The following is a 19067-nucleotide window of genomic DNA, read 5'->3' on the forward strand; positions in this document are numbered from 1 at the left end:
GCGGCCCACGGACCGGTAGCGTTGATCAAAGACCGGGCGCGGACTTCGACGGTTTCATCGTAGGCCTTGCGCAGCGTCGCATGCCAGTGATCGCCGGGTCGTTCGACCGCGACACAGGCAGTGCGGGTCAGGATGGCGGCGCCTTTTTCTGCGGCGTCCAGCGCATTCAGCACGACCAGGCGCGCGTCGTCGACCCAGCCGTCGGAATAGGCATAGCCCTTGACGAAGGTATTTTTCAGCGGCGCGCCAGCTACATGTGCGCGCAGCTTGATGCCATGCGAGCCGGGCAGCAGTTCGCGTTTTGCCAGATGGTCATAGATGAACATGCCGGCGCGTATCATCCAGCCGGGGCGCTGGCCCCGGTCGTGCGGCATGATGAAGCGCAGCGGACGTATCAGGTGTGGCGCGCTGCGCATCAGCACTTCGCGTTCTATCAGCGCCTTGCGCACCAGGCTGAAATCGTATTGTTCGAGGTAGCGCAAGCCGCCGTGGATCAGTTTGGTCGAGGCGGATGAGGTGTGCGAGGCGAGATCGTCCTTCTCGCACAGCACGACGGACAGGCCGCGGCCGGCAGCGTCGCGCGCAATGCCGGCGCCGTTGATGCCGCCGCCTACAATGAGGATGTCGCAATCGAGTTGCTGATGCATGGTTGGTTTGCCGTGATGAGCCTGCAATCATTGTAAGCGGGGAATGCGGGGATGGCGGACTGTGTGTGCCAACAACGCGCTATCGCTTGCGTGCTCGCGGTACACTGGGGCATCTTTTTCTTTCCTGCCCAAGCATGAGCTTTTTTCTCGACCCCGGATCCTGGGAACTGGCCAGTTTCGTTGTGACGACGCTGGCTTTGCCGTTTGCGATCTTCCTGTTCCTGCACCAGCAGCGCAAGGAGCGCGATGCCGAGGATGAAGAGGCGTATCAGCTATTGCAGAATGCCTATAATGATTTCCTGAAAATCGTGCTGGACAATCCCGACCTGCAATTGCGCAGCGCGACGACGCGCAGGGACTTGAGCGACGAACAGCGCGAGCGCGCGCTGATCATATTCGAAATGCTGATTGCCCTGTTCGAGCGCGCCTACATCGTGTCGTACGAGCCAGACTTGCGCGGGCTGCCGTTGCGGCGCTGGCATTCGTGGGACGATTACATGCGCGAATGGTGCCGGCGCGAGGATTTCTATTATCTGTTGCCGCAACTGCTGCGCGGCGAAGATGAAGACTTTGCGAGCTATATACGCGCCATCGCAGAGGAAGAGCGGGCCGACAAATTGCTCAACATAGGCCATCGGGAATAAGGGACAAATCACCGCGCGATTTTGCGCCCGGGCGGCATCGACGGTCCGGGTGCCTCTCTTTAGGCGATAATAGCGGCTCATTCAATGCCGCCACGATCAGCCTGATGCCTACACAATTCGCCCCACTCAAGAACGACACCTTCCTGCGCGCACTGCTGCGCCAGCCGACCGAATACACGCCGCTGTGGCTGATGCGCCAGGCGGGCCGCTATTTGCCCGAGTATCGCGCCACCCGCGCGCGCGCCGGCTCCTTCCTCGGGCTGGCCAAGAATCCCGATTACGCGACCGAAGTCACGCTGCAGCCGCTGGACCGCTACGACCTCGATGCGGCGATCCTGTTTTCCGACATCCTGACGGTGCCGGATGCGATGGGCCTGGGCCTGTATTTCATCGAAGGCGAAGGGCCCAAGTTCGAGCGCCCGCTGCGCGATGAAAAAGCGGTCATGGCGCTGAGCGTGCCGGAACTGGGTTCGCTGCAATATGTGTTCGACGCCGTAACGCAGATTCGCACCGAACTCAAGGGCCGCGTGCCCTTGATCGGCTTTTCCGGCAGCCCGTGGACCTTGGCCTGCTATATGGTCGAGGGTGGCGGTTCCGACGATTTCCGCACCGTCAAGGCGATGCTCTATAACCGCCCGGACCTGATGCACCATATTTTGCAAACCAATGCGATCACCGTTGCGGCTTACCTGAATGCGCAGATCGATGCTGGCGCGCAAGCCGTGATGATGTTCGATACCTGGGGTGGCGCGCTGGCCGATGGCGCGTACCAGCAATTCTCGCTGCATTACATGCGCGAAGTGATGAAGCACGTGAAGACGGAAAAAGACGGCGTGCGTATCCCTAGCATCGTGTTTACCAAGGGCGGCGGCTTGTGGCTGAAGGAAATTGCCGAAGTAGGCGCCGATGCGGTCGGCCTGGACTGGACCGTCAACCTGGGCGCCGCGCGCGCCAAGGTCGGTGATCGCGTCGCGCTGCAAGGCAATCTGGACCCGACCATCCTGTTTGCGCAGCCGGAGCAAATCCGCGCCGAAGTCGCCAAGGTGCTGGAATCATTCGGCAAGCATGAGGCAGGTTCCGGCCATGTCTTCAATCTGGGCCATGGCATTTCGCAATTCACGCCGCCGGAAGCGGTGACGGTGCTGGTCGATGCGGTGCATGAACTCAGCCGGCCGCTGCATAAATAAGCGCCCAAACGTCGCGCGCACCGCTTTGCATGTCAGGCCAGTAAAAATGGCTCAAAGTGGTATGAAAATGGTCAGTTTTGGCGCGCGGCGTATTATCTTATGCACAGAACAGGCTATTGCCGAGCGCATTATCATTTTAACTTCTTATGTGCGGCAGGCCACCCAAGTATTTTTGCAAGCCATTGATTTTAAAAGATAAATATTTTGCTTTTTGTTTTGGCATTTTATTGAAACCCGCATGAAATATGGCGTTTGCCGCCATATTTCATGGTTATCCACAAAGTTATCCACAGTATTTGTGGATAGAATAAAAAAGACTTTAGAAACGGGGGCTTAGCGTGCTTGTTGATACTTCACATTAAGTCGCTGCCGTGATCGACGCCTGGGTTTGTCGCAGCAATAGTTGCATTAAAGAAGTGCAAGCCAGCGGGAGGAGAATTCCTGACAGACAATTTCCAGCGTAAAACATCCAGGCTTATTCACAAAACCGTGCATGCTGGCAACGAGAATGCTTATTATCCTGATTTTGTCTGCCCGTCTGGAGGATGCTCTATCCAATTGATTTTAAACACTTTATTTTGTGTGTTGAAAATAGGCTTGGCGAGGAGGTCGAGTTCCAGCCTTTACTGATAGTGAGCGCCAGTTAATTGTCCACAAAGTTATCCACAGATATTGTGGATATTTTTAAAAGACTTTTAAAAACCGGGAGTTAGCGCATCTCCTTATGTGGAACATTAAGTTTTGGTGCAAATGCAATAAGAACTTGAGTGAAAACCATTTCTTTTTGGAAAGTCATGTGTGTCAATAAAGTGCGTCGCGCACCGAAAAAACTGGCGGGACCAGGCATTTTTCAGGCAATCAAAATAAACTTATGCACAAAAATAAGCTTGTGCACAGCAACATGATTTATTTAACGGTTTTATTAATTACGAAATTCAACTATTTGCAAGTCATTGATTAAAAACGTTTTTATTTGTGCTTTGGTTTTAGGCAATCTGTTGAAACCCGCATAAATACTGGCCTCTCCGGCTGTCAAGGGGCTGTTATCCACAAAGTTATCCACAATCGCTGTGGATAGATAAAAAAGCGCTTATGAAACGGGTAGTTAGATCATTTCCTCAGGTATTACATTAACTCCGTGGAACACTGCATCCTCAAAGTCGCTCTCGACACGCCGCTGGATTTCTGCTTCGACTATGTCTGGCTCGCCGCCGACGCCGAAAGTGCGCGTCCGCTAGCCGGCCAGCTGGTCCTGGTTCCGTTCGGGCGGCGCGAAGTCGTGGGCTTGATCGTCGCCGTGCATGAAAGCAGCGATGTCCCGCTGGACAAGTTGAAGCAAGCCATCGCGGTGCGCAGCCAGTTGGCGCCGCTGTCTGCCGAGTGGATGGCGCTGTGCGCGTTCGCCGCTGACTATTACCAGCGTCCTTTGGGCGAGGTTGCGATTCCGGGTTTGCCTAAGAATCTGCGCGCGCTCAAAACCACGTCGCTGGACAAGGCCATCAAAAAGCTGGGCAAGGATGATGCCGTGCACGATGCGACGCCGATCGCGATGCCGCAATTGAATCCGGCGCAACAAGCCGCCGCCGATGCGATTGCCAGCGCGACCGGTTTTGCGCCTACGCTGCTGTATGGCGTCACCGGCAGCGGCAAGACGGAAGTCTATCTGCAAGCCGCCGCGCAAATCCTCGCGCACAGCATAGATGAACACAATCCGGCACAAATCCTGATCCTGGTGCCGGAGATCAACCTGACGCCGCAGCTGGAAGCGAACGTGCGCGCACGTTTTCCCGGCGTGGCGATTGCGACGCTGCATAGCGGCCTGGCCGAAGGCGAGCGGATGACGCACTGGCTGGCCGCACACCTGGGTCAGGCGCGCATCATCCTCGGCACGCGGCTGGCGATTCTGTCGTCGCTGCCGCACCTGAAACTGATCATCGTCGATGAAGAGCATGATCCTTCCTACAAGCAGCAGGAAGGTTTGCGCTATTCGGCGCGCGATCTGGCCGTGTGGCGCGCGCATCAATTGAGTATCCCTATCGTGCTGGGTTCCGCCACGCCTTCGCTGGAAACCTGGCATCACGCGCAGTCCGGCCGCTATCGCAAGCTGGAATTGCGCGAGCGCGCAGTCAGGGATGCGGTGCTGCCCAGGGTCGGCTTGATCGATCTGGAGCGCAAGGCGCCGCGCGAGCAAATGATAGAAGGCATCAGCGCCACCCTGATCGCCGCGCTGAAGTTGCGCATCGAGCGCGGCGAGCAATCACTATTATTTCTGAACCGGCGCGGTTATGCACCGGTGATCGCCTGCGATTCCTGCGGCTGGATCAGCAATTGCACGCGCTGCAGCGCCTTCCTCGTGTTGCACAAACTCGATCGCCGTTTGCGCTGCCATCATTGCGGCTATGAACAGCGGATCCCGAAATCATGCCCTACCTGCGGCAATGTCGATCTGCAACCGCTGGGCCGGGGCACACAGCGGGTGGAAGAAAACCTGCAGGCGATTTTCCCGGAAGCGCGCATCCTCCGCATCGATGCCGATTCGACGCGGCGCAAGGGCAGTGCGCAGGCGGCCTTCGATACCGTGCACCGCGGCGAAGTCGATATCCTGATCGGCACGCAAATGGTGGCCAAGGGACATGACTTCCAGAACCTGACGCTGGTCGGCGTGCTCAATCCAGACACCGCGCTGTTCTCGCACGATTACCGCGCCAGCGAGCGGCTGTTTGCGCAGTTGATGCAGGTCGCCGGGCGCGCCGGCCGCGTCGCGCAAAAGGAGGGCGGCAGCGCGAGTGAAGTGCTGATACAGACGCGCTATCCGCAACATCCGCTGTATGCCGCGGTGCGCACCCACGATTACGATACCTTTGCGACCGAGTTGCTGGAAGAGCGGCAGCAGGCGTGTTTTCCGCCTTTCATGTACCAGGCCTTGCTGCGTGCCGAAGCGAAGGAATTGAAGATTGCGCTGGATTTCCTGCATCAGGCGATAGACTGCGTCGATCACGCCGGCATCACGATGAACGATCCGATACCGATGACAATGACGCGGGTGGCGAATGTAGACCGCGCGCAATTGCTGGTCGAGTGTTCCTCGCGCCCGGCCTTGCAAGCCTTCTTGAAAATCTGGATTGCGGCCTTGCGCGAGATGAAGTCGCGCGTGCGCTGGTCGCTCGAAGTCGATCCGGTCGATATCTGAAGCATCGTTAACGCATCTCTACATAGAGACACCATCATGACCATCAAATTAAACAAGGAAACGGAAGAGCGCCTGATCGCTTCCATACAGCGCTACTTCGACGTCAACATGGATGAAAGTCTGGGCGATCTGAAAGCCAGGTTGCTGCTCGACTTTTGCGTCAAGGAATTGGGTCCCAGCATCTATAACCAGGCGATCATCGATGCGCAATCGGCGATGCAGGACAAGGTCGCGGAACTGGATGTCGCCTGCTACGAGGCTGAATTCGGTTACTGGAACAAGAAATGATCACCTGGCAGTGGGCGGCATTCAGCGAGCTCGACGGCACCGCTGTGTATGCGATGCTGGCGGCGCGCCAGGACGTGTTCGTGCTGGAGCAGCAATGCCTGTATGCCGATATCGATGGCAATGATCAACGCGCGCATCACCTGCTGGGCTGGCAAGAACAAAACGGCAAGCGCACATTGCTGGCTTGCCTGCGCTGCTTTGCGCCCGGCGAGCAGCAGGCAGAAGCGGTGCTCGGCCGCGTACTCACCGTGCAAGCGGTGCGCGGCACTGGCGTGGGCAAACAGTTGATGGCAGAAGGCATGCGCCGCATGGCACAACATTATCCCGGCAGCGCGATACGCATCTCGGCGCAGGAACATCTGCAACGTTTTTACAGCGGCTTCGGATTTCGCCCGGTATCGGCGGTGTACCTGGAAGATGGCATACCGCACATAGCGATGCTGCGCTGAAATAATGATTTGCATCAATACGATTCTTATACGAATGATTTGACATCAATCGATATGGCGGGTAGGATGGCTGCTTGTTAATCAAGCAAGCGGAATATCAAAAACAGGAAAATGTGAGCTGTTGGTGATGTGGCGCGACAGAATGTAAAGATCTCGCTACACTCGCGGTCATGACTGAGATAGCCCAACTTGTAGCCGTAAATGATTCGATACGTATTTTGCAAAGCGTGCGTCGCATTGCGCAATGCGTAGAGCACCATTCCAAGCGTTTGGCCGTCACACACAACATCACATCGCCACAACTTGTGGCGCTTCTTGCAATTGCCGAACTCGGACCAAGCACGCTCAAGTCCATAGGCCGGGCGATCCAGCTCAGTCCCAGTACCGTGGTCGGCATCGTTGACCGGCTGGAAGAAAAGGGTTTGGTGCAACGTGAGCGCGATACGCGCGATCGACGCAATGTATTTGTCGCGGTGACGGTGGCGGGCCAACTGGTTCTTGCCAATGCACCGTCGGCATTGCCGAACGGTTTTGGCAGCGCGCTGGGCGCCTTGCCGGAAGCCGATCGCCAGGCCCTGGTCGTCACGCTGGAGCAATTTGCCTCATTGCTGGAAGCTAAAATACCTGCCGAACCTGCGTAGAACCCGGGCGTTTATCGCTCCTGCGCAAACCTGATTTCCCTTTTACCGACGAGTGAGACTGCGGCCAAACCGGCTGCGGGTATCGCTTTTCTCGCAAAAGGAGAAAGCATGAATGCACGCGCAACTGTAACTCCCGCGTCCGCCGCAGCCGATCACATCGTGCTGCGTTTGCCGCAACGCCAGGACGGCGCCGATCTGCATGACCTGATCGCACGTTGTCCGCCACTGGACCTGAACTCGCGCTACGCCTATCTGCTGCTGTGCGAACACCACGCCGCTACCTGCGTGGTGGCGCAAGTCAACGGTGAGCTGGCAGGCGCCATAACCGCCTATATCCTGCCCGCGCAACCAGACACCCTGTTCATCTGGCAGGTGGCTGTTGCCCCCGCCATGCAGGGCCAGCGTCTGGGGTCGCGCATGCTGGATCATCTGGCCGCGCGTTGCGCGCTCAGCCACGGCTTCCGCCGCATCGAAACCACCATCAGCCCGAGCAATCTCGGCTCCCGGAAATTATTCAACAGTTATGCCCGGCGTCATCACGCCGGCATCGAAGCAAAGCCTTTCTTGGGCAGCAGCGATTTCGGCAAGGGCCAACACGAAGAAGAATGGCTGTATCAAATCGGTCCCGGCTTGTGTGCAGTTTGATTGCGCCGTCCCGGACCCTTCCATCACTCATCCATAAGGAGAAACATGATGCGTATTTTCAATCGACTCGAATCAGAAGTTCGCGGCTATATCCGTTCGTTCCCGACCATATTTTCCAAGGCGCAGAATGCCGTGCTGACAGATGAAGGCGGAAATACCTATATCGATTTTCTGGCCGGCGCAGGCACGCTGAATTACGGTCACAACAATCCGATGATGAAAAAAGCGATCATCGATTATCTGGCGGAAGACGGCATCGTGCATGGCCTGGACATGGCGACCAGTGCGAAGAAGGCCTTTTTGCAAACGTTTGAATCGTGTGTGCTCAAACCGCGTGCATTGAATTACAAAATGCAGTTCACCGGTCCAACCGGCACCAATGCGGTGGAAGCGGCCATCAAGCTGGCACGCAATGCTACCGGCCGCCAGATGGTGATTTCATTTACCAACGGGTTTCATGGCGTCTCGCTGGGTGCGCTGGCCCTGACCGGCAACCGGAAATTCCGCGACGCCGCCGGCGTTGCACTGTCAGACGTGCATCACGCGCCTTACTCGGGTTACTTCGGCATCAATATCGACACGATTGCGATGCTCGACAAGCTGATTGCCGATCCGAGCAGCGGCGTCGATCTGCCGGCTGCCATCATCGTCGAATGCGTGCAGGGCGAGGGCGGTTTGAACGTGGCCGGATTGAACTGGCTGAAGAAGCTGGAGCAGTTATGCAAGCGTCACGAAATCATATTGATCGTCGATGACATCCAGGCCGGTTGCGGCCGCACCGGGACTTTCTTCAGCTTCGAGCCGGCCGGCATCAAGCCCGATATCGTCACGCTGTCGAAATCGCTATCCGGTTTCGGCCTGCCTATGGCATTGCTGCTGATGAAGCCGGAGTTCGATGTCTGGAAGCCGGGCCAGCATAACGGCACCTTCCGCGGCAATAACATGGCTTTCGTTACTGCCACTGCGGCGCTGGAACACTACTGGCGCGACAACAAGTTCCAGGCGGCTATCCAGAAGAAGGCGCAGATAATCGAAAACTTCCTCGACAAACTGGCGCTCAGCTATCCGCAAGCAAAGCTGACGCGCCGCGGACGCGGCATGATGCAGGGCTTTGCCTGTGCTGATCCTGCGCTGGCGGATCGCATCACGGCCATCGCTTTCCAGAACGGCTTGATCATAGAAACATCCGGCGGCGAGGATGAAGTCGTCAAGCTCTTGATGCCGTTGACGATCGAGCCGGAAACGCTGTTGGCGGGCCTCGATATTCTGGAACACGCAGTTGCAGAGGCGGTCAGCGAAAAAGCCGCCGCCCATGTCGAATCGGCTAAAGAGGTGACGGCATGATCGTACGCAGACTGAAAGACATACTCGGCACCAGCCGCGATGTGAAGGCGCAGAACTGGGCCAGTCGCCGCCTGCTGTTGCAGGAAGACGGCATGGGTTTTTCCATGCATCACACCGTCATCTATGCCGGCACGCAAACGCATATCCGCTATCAGCATCATCTGGAGGGTGTGTATTGCATCGATGGCATCGGCTCGGTGGAGCTGATTCCTTCCGGCGTAACCTTCCGCATAGAAGCGGGCACCCTGTATGCGCTGAACAAGCACGATGAACATTGGCTGCGTGCGGAAACCGATTTGCACCTGATCTGCACTTTCAACCCGCCGCTGACCGGCAATGAGATGCACGATGAAAACGGCGCCTATGCAGCGGCGGCAGAAATCACGCGTGTCGAAGCGGACCAGACCATGCAGGAAAGTTGAGGAGGGATGATGATGCCATCGCAAGACGTTTATCCAACCCGCACACAACACAGCGCCGGGATACTGGCACGTCAGGATCCTGTGGTCTACGCGCATGAGGCAACGCCGGCGGTGCAGCTTGATGATGCACAGCGTGCCGCCTATCAGGAAAACGGTTTTTTGCTGATGCCGGCACTGTTCAATGCGCAAGAAGTCGCCTATTTGTTCGACGCGATGCAAACGATGCGTGCAGTATTCAGCAACGCCGGCCGCAAGGAAGTCATTGCGGAACCCGGTAGCGGTGAAGTGCGCTCGATATTCAATGTACATCGCCTCAACGATGTATTTGCCAATCTGGTGCGCGATCCGCGCGTCTTGAACGTGGCGCGCGAGATACTCGGCAGCGAAGTCTATATCCATCAATCGCGCATCAATTACAAACCGGGCTTTACCGGCAAGGAGTTTTACTGGCACTCGGATTTTGAAACCTGGCATAGCGAAGACGGCATGCCGGCAATGCGTGCATTGAGTTGTTCCATCCTGCTGACCGACAACAGTGTCAGCAACGGCCCGCTGCTGCTGATTCCGGGCTCACATCATCATTACGTCTCATGCACGGGCGAGACACCGGATGAGAATTACAAAACTTCGCTGAAGCGGCAGGATGTCGGCGTGCCGGAGCAAATCCTGCTGCGCCAACTGGCCGACACGGGCGGCATCACCGCATGTGCAGGCCGGGCTGGATCGGTGGTTTTCTTCGATTGCAACACGATGCATGGCTCCAACGGCAACATCACGCCTTACCCGCGCAGCAATGTGTTCTTTGTCTATAACAGCATCGTCAATCAACTCGATGCGCCCAGGGGCGGCTTGACGCCGCGGCCGGAGTTCATCGCTGCGCGTGAAGGGATAGCTGCATTATCACCGCTACCTCTGGCGCTCGATTAATCCGGTTGCCGGTCTGGACTGGTGTGCCCATGTAAAGGACTGAATGGAAGAAGCCTACCTGCGTTCTTTTGCCTTGTTTTTCGCCTTGTTCAATCCTTTCCTGATGAGCATCTATCTGCTCGACCTGATCAGGGGTTTGCCTACGCCGGTATTTGCGCGCGTGTTGATACGCGGCAGCCTGATCAGTGCGGCGGTGTTTACACTTTTTGCATGGGGTGGCGAAGCATTTTTCCGCGACTACCTGCAGGTGCGTTTTGCTTCCTTCCAGATATTCGGCGGGATCGTCTTTTTGTTGATAGGTTTGCGTTACGTGTTTTCAGGCGCGCATGCGATTGAAAGCCTGCGTGACAATCCGGCGGCGATGGCCGGCAGTATTGCGATGCCTATCATGATAGGGCCCGGCACCGTGAGTGCTGCGGTGGTCATCGGTACGCGCTTGTCACTGGCGGGTGCCGCGACTGTGATAGTCGGCACCCTGATTTTGACGGTGGCCATCCTGGTAGCAATGAAAATCGCGCACGACAAACTGAAGGAAAGGCATGCGGCGATTACCGATCGCTACATCGATCTGGTGGGCCGCATGTCTGCCTTGCTGATAGGCACGATTGCAATCGACATGATAGTGACCGGCCTGGCAAGTACCGGCTTTATCGATTGATGTCGACCCTGTCTGCTTATACGAAATGCGGTGTAGACAATGGATCGAAATCGACCCAGTCACCATTGATGATCTGGCCTTGTGCACGTTCTATGCAGGTCGCGCCGGCGGCACGCAAGGTATCGATCGCATGCCTTTCCTGATCCGCGCCAAAGATGCTTACGGCGACCAGCATGCCGGATTTTCTCTGCGGCGGGCTGTTTTCGGCCTCGTCTGTCTGCGATAGGGAGCCGACCAGTGAGCCCACATGCGCGCCCACCAGTGCACCTGTAATTGCTCCGAGCGGGCCCGCCGCCATGCCGGCCGCACCGCCGATTACGCCGCCTGCGCCCAATCCGACCGCCATGCCTTTGTCGCTGTCTTGCGAACCTGGCGACTCATCGCGGTCGCCGCCTATCGGATACAGGTCATGCTGACCGGCCGGGTTGACGTAAAACGAACTGATCTGCCCCGCCTGGCCGTCGAGTTGTTGCAACGCGGCAAGCGCCTGTTGTACTTCATCCTGTTGCGAAAAACGTCCGGCGATAATGGTAGTCATGGCAGCCCCTTTGAGGAAATTTAGCAAGTCATGAGTGCTTGACCATGAAAAAGGGCTGCGAGTTCAAAAACGACGAGACAACGGCGCCCATTGCGACGGCATGCGGGCTTGATTTGCGAGGGCTGACTGACGATTCTCCAATCGTCAGGAAGAGCATGTTGCTGACAAGCGACATAAGCCGCGATAGAGACTGATCAAGGTCAATTTCGGCAAAAAAAAGAGCGTTAAAAGTTCCCTTTTAAGCAAGTGCTGTGGCTATACTAAACTCGGAAGCAATTTTGGCTTTCCGTAAAATCGCCGTACAAAAAATTAACAAATACCAATATAAATATATAGAGGAGCACACTATGAAACACGTTTTTGCCTTGATCCTTATTTCGGCAGCTCTGACAGGTTGTGCCACGACTGAAATGGAAACAGCTCCAGCCAAGCCTGCAGTTGCTGCGCCAGCACCTGCTGCCGCTGATCCAGCGCTGACCAAGGCTGTGGAAGCTGCCTTGGCCAAGGAATCGGAACTGAAAGGTACTAAAGTTTCGGCTGCTGCAACAACAGATGGCGCTGTTACCCTGTCCGGCACAGTCAAGAACGATTGGCAGGTGTATGTAGCCGGCGAAGCAGCTAAAAAAACAGCAGGCGTCAAATCCGTCAAAAATTCGATCAAAGTACCTGATTAATTTTTACGCATGACAAAACAAAACGCCGGGCATGCCCGGCGTTTTTTCATGGCGGCGCACATGCAGATCTGCGCCTGTCGATTCAAACCGGCCGTTCCAGCCGGCCTTCTTCCGCCAGCTCCCGGATGATGCGTATCGTATCGATATCCGCTTCCTGATACGCCGAGCGGCGGAATTCATTGTAAAAAGCATCCATATCATCGTCGCTGGTGCCGGTGTCATAGGCAAAGCGCACGAACAGTGCGCCGGCTTGCGGCTCTTCTATCGTCATGACCAGGCTCGATGCCGGAATATCCGTCTGTGCCGGCACCTCATAGCGCACGCTTTGCTGCGGCGTGAACGTAACCTGATCGTGGATCAACAGCGCGTTGTAGCGCAAGGCGCGTGACAGCTGGTGCTCTTGGCGCGCCAGCAAATTGCATTCATCCAGCCAGGGGATAAACAGCTTGGGCGTTTCGGCGCGCAGCACCAGTCCGCGCCAGAGTTGCTCGCGCGTGAGCGTATCGATCAAGGGATTGAGCGGGTCGTTGATTTCTATCAGGTGCTCGAATTGCATGGCGGACAGGATTTTCAGTGTGAGTAGGAGGAGCGGCAAAGGTGTAGCTGGCGAGTCAGGCGATATTGTACTGTGCCAGGCGCGGCGCTCACCTGCACTTATGGTCTAATGGCCGATATTCCTATTCACCAGGGGGCGTCTGCCCGACGCCAAGATACACGCACATGAAACGTACATTTACCGTAATTGGCTTGGGGGCATTCGGCTCTACCGTGGCGCGCGAACTGGCCCGGCTGGGCAATGATGTGCTCGGCATCGATCTCGATCCGGCGCACGTCAATGCGATCGCCGATGACATCACGCAGGCGGTGGTGGCCGATGCGCGCGACGAAGATACGCTGCGCGACCTCGGCGTGCATGAAAGCGATGCGGTAGTCGTGGCGATCGGCGAGGACCTGGAAGCCAATATCCTGGTGACGCTTACGATCAAGAACATGCCCAAGCCCAAGGTCTGGGCCAAGGCGCTCAATCACAACCACCACCGGATATTGCAAAAGCTGGGCGCCGATCATATCGTCCATCCCGAGCATGAAATGGGTTTGCGCCTGGCGCACACCTTGATGTATCCGGAAGTGCTCGATTACATCGGCCTCGGCCATGACATCTTCACGGTGGAAGTGCGCGCATCTGAAAAAATTGCCGAGAAAACCGTGGCAGACTTGAAGCTGGCTGAACACGGCGTGCAACTGTTGCTGATCAAGCACCAGCGCGAAATCCTCGCGCCGCCGCCGGATGGCTATGTATTCCGCCTCGGCGATCAACTGGTGATGGCCGGACTGCTCGCTGATTTGCGCAGTCTCTCCGCCTATCTATGAGACGCAGCTTTCAAGCGCCGCGGCTGTACAGACAGATCCAGAAACAGGCATTGCGCCTGACGCCGCCGCAGGCGCTGATCCTGTCTTTCATCGCGCTGTCGCTGGCAGGCGCGCTGCTATTGAAACTGCCGATCGCCAGCCATGCGCCGACCTCATGGATGCAAGCCTTGTTCATGGCGGTTTCCGCCTCCACCATCACCGGCTTGACCGTGCTGGATGTCGGTAGCCATTTCACGCTGTTCGGGCAATGGGTCTTGCTCGGTCTGATCCAGCTGGGCGGCATAGGCTTGCTGACGTTTGGCGTATTGATCATCCATTTGAGCAGCGGCCGCCTGACCCTGCGCCATCGTGCGGCGATGCAGGATTCATTCAATCAAAGCGGCCGCATAGACATGCAGAATCTGTTGCGCGTTTTGTTCGGCTTCATCGTGCTGACGGAAATGCTGGGCACCTTGTTGCTGGCTACGCAATGGGTGCCGGAAATGGGTTGGCGGCGCGGCTTGTTTTACAGTTTTTTCCACGCCGTATCGGCCTTCAACAATGCCGGATTCGGGCTCGCTGCCAACAGCCTGGCTGGCTATGTCGGCAATCCGCTGATTAATCTGGTGATTTCCTTCCTGTTCATTGCCGGCGGCATAGGCTTTGCCGTGATCGCCGACCTGCGCGCCAAGCGCCGCTTCCAGGACTTGACGCTGCACACCAAGCTGATGCTGGTCGGTACCGTCGTCATCAATCTGCTGGCGATGCTGGTCTTGCTGTTGCTCGAATATGGCAACCCGGATACGCTGGGCGCGCTGCATGGCTGGGGCAGCAAATTGTGGGCGAGCTGGTTCCAGGCGGTGGCGCCGCGCTCGTCGGGTTTCAGTACGATGGATACCGCCAGCCTGAAGCCGGTCAGCGCATTTTTCATCATGATGCTGATGTTCATAGGCGCCGGCAGCGGCTCGACTGGCGGCGGCATCAAGTTGACGACCTTCATCATCCTGCTGGTGGCGACGCGGGCATTTTTGCGCCAGCATCCCAACCCGTCCCTGTTCGGCCGCAGCATAGATATGGGCATGACCCTGCGGGCGCTGGCCATTGCGATGATTGCGCTGCTGTGCGTGCTGGCCGGCACTTTTGTGCTGATGCTGACCGAGGATGGCAATTTTCTCGATCTGGCCTTTGAAGTTATTTCGGCTGCCTCCACCACGGGTTTGTCGCGCGGCGTGACGCCGACGCTATCAATAGCCGGCCAGTGCACGATCATGGTCTTGATGCTGATCGGTCGCGTCGGCCCTCTGACGCTGGCATTCACGCTGGCCAATCCGCGCGGCGCATCGATTGCGTACCCGGCCGGGCGCGTCAATATAGGCTAAGTTGGCTAGATGGCAAGCCATGCCGGTGCCGGGATTTGCTGCCGGCGGCCGGGCCTGCGCTGATACAATGGCTGGCTTTATTCCTCCGGCTTTTTCGATGTCCTCTTCCGCAAACCCAGCGTCACACCACGGCTTGAACGCGCCCCAGCGCGAAGCCATCAAGTACATGGATGGCCCATGTCTGGTGCTGGCTGGCGCGGGTTCGGGCAAGACGCGCGTCATCACGCAGAAAATCGCGCATTTGATCGAGGATTGCGGCTATGAAGCCAAACATGTCGCGGCGCTGACCTTTACCAACAAGGCGGCGCTGGAGATGCAGGAGCGCATCGCCAAACTGTTGAAAGAGCCGAAGCAAGCCAAGCAGTTGACGGTCAGCACCTTCCATTCGCTGGGCGTGAAAATCCTGCGCCAGGAAGCCAAGGAACTGGGCTTGAAGGATCGCTTCTCCATCATGGATAGCGACGACTGTTTTTCGCTGGTGCAGGATCTGGCGGTGACGACCGACAAGCAGCTGATACGCCGCATACAAACCGCGATGTCACTGTGGAAAAACGGCCTGGTCGATCCAGATCAAGCCCTGAGTCTGGCCAGGGATGAAGACGAGGCGCAAGCCGCGCGCATCTACCGCAGCTACGTCGCCACGCTGTCGGCTTATCAGGCGGTCGACTTCGATGATTTGATCCGCCTGCCAGTTGAACTGTTCCGCAGCAATGAAGCGGTGCGCGACAAATGGCAGCGCCGCCTGCGCTACCTGCTGGTCGATGAATACCAGGATACGAATACCTGCCAGTATGAACTGGTCAAGTTGCTGGTCACCGGCATCGGCAAGAAGCCGATGTTTACCGCGGTGGGCGACGACGACCAGGCGATCTATGCTTGGCGCGGTGCGACGATAGAAAACCTGAAGCAGCTGCAGGTCGATTTCCCCGACCTGAAAGTCGTCAAGCTGGAACAGAATTATCGTTCCAGCACGCGCATCCTGCAGGCCGCCAACTCGGTGATCGCGAACAATCCCAAGCTGTTTGAAAAATCGCTATGGTCCGACCACGGCCTCGGCGATCCGGTCAAGGTGATGGGCATGCAGGACGACGATCAGGAAGCCGAACAGGTCGCGATCATGCTGTCGGCGCACCGCTTCGAGCGGCGTGCAAAGTTTTCCGATTATGCGATCCTGTATCGCGGCAATCACCAGTCGCGCGTGATCGAGCAAGCCTTGCGCAAGGAAAGAATTCCGTACACGATTTCCGGCGGTCAGAGTTTCTTTGATAAAGCCGAGATCAAGGACATCATCAGTTATCTGCGCCTGGTTGCGAATCAGGATGACGACCCTGCCTTCATCCGTGCGGTGACGACGCCCAAGCGCGGCGTCGGCCAGGCCACGCTGGAAGCGCTGGGCGCTTTCGCGGGCCAATGGCAATGTTCATTGTTTGAAGCGGTGTTCAAGGGCGGGCTGGAATCGAAACTGGCCGAGCGCCAGTTGACGCCGCTGCGCGAATTCTGCACCTTCATCAACAATCTTGAGCGGCACGCACATCGCGAGACCGAAGCCGGCACGCTGCTCGATGACATGATGAAGGAAATCAATTACGAAGCCTATCTGTACGACAATTTCGACGACAGGCAGGCGCAGTCCAAGTGGCAAAATGTGCTCGACTTCACGACCTGGCTGAAGGAAAAGGGCGGCGGCGGCAAGGATGGCACGGACCCTGAAAAAAGCTTGCTGGACCTGACGCAGATGGTCGCGCTGATGACCATGCTCGAAGGCAAGGATGAAGACCCGGATGCGGTGCGCATGTCGACGCTGCACGCATCGAAAGGACTGGAATTCCCGCACGTATTCCTGGTCGGCGTCGAAGAAGGCATACTGCCGCACAAGGGCGATCCGGATGCGCCTGTCGATACGCTGGCTGCGCGCATAGAAGAAGAGCGCCGCCTGATGTACGTCGGCATCACGCGCGCGCAACGCTCGCTGCATGTGAGCTGGTGCAAGAAGCGCAAGCGTGCGCGCGAACATGTGCATTGCGATATCTCGCGCTTTATCAAGGAAATGAAACTCGATGAAGGCGATGCCGTGCCGACCGAGGATGAAATCATCACGCCGCAAAACCGGCTGGCGAACCTGAAAGCCTTGCTGCAAAAACCGAAAGCCGCGTGAGCTGCTGACGCACATACAAGAATTGTGAATCAATGATGAATGAAGAACGCATAGTCGATATCGAAATCAAGCTGACGCGCCAGGAAGACCTGGTCGATGCGCTGAATCAGATGGTGTATCAACAGCAAAAGAAGCTCGATGAACTGGAAGCATGGTGCGTTGCGTTGACCGGGCGCCTGAAGGAAATCGCCAGTGGCGGCAACGAACAGGGCGCTGCGCATGAGCCGCCGCCACACTACTGATCGACCAGCGTCTTTCCGCAGCTCCATCGAACCCCCGCATTTTTACCGACTGAATTGATGATGACTACTCAAGCCCAGGCAAATCAGGAGCAAAAGCTCTTGCACGCCAAACTCAATCTGGAGACTTCGCAAATTGCATGGTCTGAATTGCTGCGCTATTTTGCCGGCGGCCTGGTGATCGTCGTCGGCAGCGATCTTGATCTGGTCGATGTTGCAGCACGCTTTGCTATCGACGACAAAACCACGGTTGAGCAATGGCTGAATGCGGGCAAGCTTGTGAAGGCGACGGATCAGCAGGCGAGCGGATGGCTGGAAGCCGACACCTTGCTGTGGGCAGTCGTGGCGCGGCCATGGGTGCTGGTGCAGGAAAACAAGTTGGCCTGAGGCGACCATGATGAGCGATCTACAGCACAAGAACAGTGATCCCTTGCACGGACTGAGCCTGGAAAAAATCCTGCTGGCTCTGGTGGATCGTTATGGCTGGGAAGAACTGGGCCGGCGTATCGATATCAAGTGCTTCAATATCGATCCGAGCATCAAATCGAGTCTGACCTTCTTGCGCAAGACGCCGTGGGCCAGAAGTCGGGTGGAAGAATTGTTTGTGAGCATGTCCGGTAGCTGATACCGGACATGTCTGCAGGATGGCTTACAGCTTCGATTGATGGTGGATCGCGACGAACAGGGTCGCCAGTGTCGACAGTACGGTAGCGAAATGGCTTTCTGGTTCGGTGTTGTCCCAGATGTAATGCACCATCACTGCTTCAAATTCCTTGCTGCGTTTTTTTGCCGTCACCGAATGTGCGCGCGAGATCGCCTTCAGGAACTGGCGGCGCATATTGGGCACGACCGGTATGTGTTCGCTGTCGTCGAGGAATTCGAATCCGCTCGGCAGGGGGCTGCCCTTCATCTGGAATTCGAGGCGTTCAAACACGGCTGGCGGCAAATTGTTGACCAGTGCGCATGCGCTTTCATTGAGCTTCAATACCATGCTGAAGCCGGCCGGATAGATGGCGTCGAAGTCATCTCTTTCCGACAGGAAGACGGCCAGGCGCAATGAGTATTCGGCCTGGTGCGCATCGTCATAGGTGCTTTTGACGCTGGTGCGCGTGGTCGGCCAGAAGATCAGTGTGCCGGGCGTGCTTTCATCATCCGGGTCAGGGAAAAATTCAAGCGCGATATCGTCAGCAGAGTCGCCGACGACGGACAGCATCTTCAATACCGGTGCGGCAAGGTCGCCCAGGATAGATGAGGCAATGGCGCCGGTGGCGACGATGTCGGCGCTGGTCAGGTCTTCTACGATGTAGCCATCCAGCGGCTTGAGTAAGGCATTTGGGTCGAGCATAAGCGGTGTCGTCATTTCAAATTGATGTGGTTTGTCTGCCCGAATAGCGTGGCAGCAAGAGTCGTTGCAATATAACTTAAAACCCGACTGCAACGAAATGGAAATCCATGTCTGGCACTGAAATTATCGTGCATCATAGCCCCTGATTAAATGCCAGCAGGCAGTCGAGCGCACAGGCGCGATCCATACGCAGCATTACCCTAACGAGGAATCATCATGTATTCATGGTTGTTACCTGCCGTCAAGGCCATATTGCCGCATGTAGGCAGCATCATAGATGCCGCCTTGCCGGCATTCAAGAGCCGCAAGGTCGACGAGAATGTGGCGACGCAGGACGCATTGCTG

The 19067-nt window shown here is 56.8% G+C and carries 23 protein-coding genes; 19 read left to right on the forward strand and 4 right to left on the reverse strand.

Annotated features, from left to right (window positions below):
• A partial coding sequence (gene glpD, locus Q7T06_RS12975) for a glycerol-3-phosphate dehydrogenase (RefSeq protein ID WP_304785221.1) occupies positions 1 to 647 on the reverse strand: 647 nt, incomplete at its 3' end.
• Positions 648 to 781: 134 nt separating this feature from the next.
• Here glpD and Q7T06_RS12980 point away from each other — a divergent pair.
• From Q7T06_RS12980 to Q7T06_RS13035, 12 genes are all read left to right on the forward strand, one after another.
• Complete coding sequence (locus tag Q7T06_RS12980) at positions 782 to 1291, forward strand: hypothetical protein (protein ID WP_304785222.1); 510 nt, start codon at positions 782 to 784, stop codon at positions 1289 to 1291.
• A gap of 104 nt (positions 1292 to 1395) precedes the next feature.
• Positions 1396 to 2478, forward strand: coding sequence for a uroporphyrinogen decarboxylase (gene hemE, locus Q7T06_RS12985; protein WP_304785223.1), 1083 nt, complete (start codon positions 1396 to 1398; stop codon positions 2476 to 2478).
• Entirely contained in the window at positions 2450 to 2677 is a 228-nt protein-coding gene (locus Q7T06_RS12990) for a hypothetical protein (protein WP_304785224.1), read from the forward strand. The genes hemE and Q7T06_RS12990 overlap by 29 nt, the downstream gene beginning before the upstream one ends.
• A gap of 939 nt (positions 2678 to 3616) precedes the next feature.
• The gene (locus Q7T06_RS12995) at positions 3617 to 5668 is read left to right on the forward strand and encodes a primosomal protein N' (protein ID WP_304785225.1); all 2052 of its coding nucleotides are present in this window, start codon (positions 3617 to 3619) and stop codon (positions 5666 to 5668) included.
• A 36-nt stretch (positions 5669 to 5704) separates the two neighbouring features.
• Positions 5705 to 5956 (forward strand): DUF2164 domain-containing protein, encoded by a 252-nt coding sequence (locus Q7T06_RS13000; protein WP_304785226.1) that lies wholly within the window; start codon positions 5705 to 5707, stop codon positions 5954 to 5956.
• Positions 5953 to 6405, forward strand: a complete 453-nt coding sequence (locus Q7T06_RS13005) for a GNAT family N-acetyltransferase (protein ID WP_304785227.1) — start codon at positions 5953 to 5955, stop codon at positions 6403 to 6405. Before Q7T06_RS13000 ends, Q7T06_RS13005 begins: the two co-directional genes overlap by 4 nt.
• Positions 6406 to 6575: 170 nt before the next feature.
• The gene (locus Q7T06_RS13010) at positions 6576 to 7046 is read left to right on the forward strand and encodes a MarR family winged helix-turn-helix transcriptional regulator (protein ID WP_304785228.1); all 471 of its coding nucleotides are present in this window, start codon (positions 6576 to 6578) and stop codon (positions 7044 to 7046) included.
• A gap of 108 nt (positions 7047 to 7154) precedes the next feature.
• Positions 7155 to 7691 (forward strand): diaminobutyrate acetyltransferase, encoded by a 537-nt coding sequence (gene ectA, locus Q7T06_RS13015; protein ID WP_304785229.1) that lies wholly within the window; start codon positions 7155 to 7157, stop codon positions 7689 to 7691.
• 48 nt (positions 7692 to 7739) lie between these two features.
• Positions 7740 to 9035: a diaminobutyrate--2-oxoglutarate transaminase gene (gene ectB / locus Q7T06_RS13020; RefSeq protein WP_304785241.1), complete on the forward strand. Its 1296-nt coding sequence runs from the start codon at positions 7740 to 7742 to the stop codon at positions 9033 to 9035.
• The gene (locus Q7T06_RS13025; RefSeq protein ID WP_304785230.1) at positions 9032 to 9457 is read left to right on the forward strand and encodes an ectoine synthase; all 426 of its coding nucleotides are present in this window, start codon (positions 9032 to 9034) and stop codon (positions 9455 to 9457) included. Before ectB ends, Q7T06_RS13025 begins: the two co-directional genes overlap by 4 nt.
• 6 nt (positions 9458 to 9463) lie before the next feature.
• On the forward strand, positions 9464 to 10384 hold the full coding sequence (thpD, locus tag Q7T06_RS13030) for an ectoine hydroxylase (protein WP_304785231.1): 921 nt from the start codon (positions 9464 to 9466) through the stop codon (positions 10382 to 10384).
• Positions 10385 to 10427: 43 nt separating this feature from the next.
• Positions 10428 to 11042 carry a MarC family protein gene (locus tag Q7T06_RS13035; RefSeq protein WP_304785232.1) on the forward strand — a complete coding sequence of 205 codons (615 nt, stop codon included), beginning with the start codon at positions 10428 to 10430 and terminating at the stop codon, positions 11040 to 11042.
• 16 nt (positions 11043 to 11058) lie between these two features.
• Here the strand turns inward: Q7T06_RS13035 and Q7T06_RS13040 are convergent, their stop codons facing one another.
• Positions 11059 to 11580: a hypothetical protein gene (locus Q7T06_RS13040; RefSeq protein ID WP_304785233.1), complete on the reverse strand. Its 522-nt coding sequence runs from the start codon at positions 11578 to 11580 to the stop codon at positions 11059 to 11061.
• 278 nt (positions 11581 to 11858) lie between these two features.
• On the opposite strand from Q7T06_RS13040, the gene Q7T06_RS13045 reads away from it, so the two are divergent.
• Complete coding sequence (locus Q7T06_RS13045; RefSeq protein ID WP_304785234.1) at positions 11859 to 12254, forward strand: BON domain-containing protein; 396 nt, start codon at positions 11859 to 11861, stop codon at positions 12252 to 12254.
• A gap of 82 nt (positions 12255 to 12336) precedes the next feature.
• Here Q7T06_RS13045 and Q7T06_RS13050 read toward each other — a convergent pair whose 3' ends face one another.
• Positions 12337 to 12810: an SRPBCC family protein gene (locus tag Q7T06_RS13050; protein WP_304785235.1), complete on the reverse strand. Its 474-nt coding sequence runs from the start codon at positions 12808 to 12810 to the stop codon at positions 12337 to 12339.
• A 164-nt stretch (positions 12811 to 12974) separates the two neighbouring features.
• Between Q7T06_RS13050 and Q7T06_RS13055 the strand changes: the two genes are divergently transcribed.
• The 6 genes from Q7T06_RS13055 to Q7T06_RS13080 all read left to right on the forward strand — a co-directional run bounded on the left by Q7T06_RS13055 (position 12975) and on the right by Q7T06_RS13080 (position 18002).
• Entirely contained in the window at positions 12975 to 13625 is a 651-nt protein-coding gene (locus Q7T06_RS13055) for a TrkA family potassium uptake protein (protein ID WP_304785236.1), read from the forward strand.
• Positions 13622 to 14983: a TrkH family potassium uptake protein gene (locus Q7T06_RS13060; RefSeq protein ID WP_304785237.1), complete on the forward strand. Its 1362-nt coding sequence runs from the start codon at positions 13622 to 13624 to the stop codon at positions 14981 to 14983. The genes Q7T06_RS13055 and Q7T06_RS13060 overlap by 4 nt, the downstream gene beginning before the upstream one ends.
• 97 nt (positions 14984 to 15080) lie before the next feature.
• Positions 15081 to 17138, forward strand: coding sequence for a UvrD-helicase domain-containing protein (locus Q7T06_RS13065; RefSeq protein WP_304785238.1), 2058 nt, complete (start codon positions 15081 to 15083; stop codon positions 17136 to 17138).
• Between the two features lie 35 nt (positions 17139 to 17173).
• The gene (locus tag Q7T06_RS13070; RefSeq protein ID WP_304785239.1) at positions 17174 to 17380 is read left to right on the forward strand and encodes a SlyX family protein; all 207 of its coding nucleotides are present in this window, start codon (positions 17174 to 17176) and stop codon (positions 17378 to 17380) included.
• 57 nt (positions 17381 to 17437) lie between these two features.
• Positions 17438 to 17764, forward strand: coding sequence for a DUF2288 domain-containing protein (locus Q7T06_RS13075; RefSeq protein ID WP_370652392.1), 327 nt, complete (start codon positions 17438 to 17440; stop codon positions 17762 to 17764).
• A gap of 7 nt (positions 17765 to 17771) precedes the next feature.
• Positions 17772 to 18002: a VF530 family DNA-binding protein gene (locus Q7T06_RS13080; RefSeq protein ID WP_370652393.1), complete on the forward strand. Its 231-nt coding sequence runs from the start codon at positions 17772 to 17774 to the stop codon at positions 18000 to 18002.
• A gap of 24 nt (positions 18003 to 18026) precedes the next feature.
• Here Q7T06_RS13080 and Q7T06_RS13085 read toward each other — a convergent pair whose 3' ends face one another.
• Complete coding sequence (locus Q7T06_RS13085) at positions 18027 to 18737, reverse strand: hypothetical protein (RefSeq protein WP_304785240.1); 711 nt, start codon at positions 18735 to 18737, stop codon at positions 18027 to 18029.
• Positions 18738 to 19067: the final 330 nt, after the last annotated feature.

The sequence above is a fragment of the Herminiimonas sp. genome (assembly GCF_030645555.1).
Lineage (GTDB): Bacteria > Pseudomonadota > Gammaproteobacteria > Burkholderiales > Burkholderiaceae_D > Oxalicibacterium.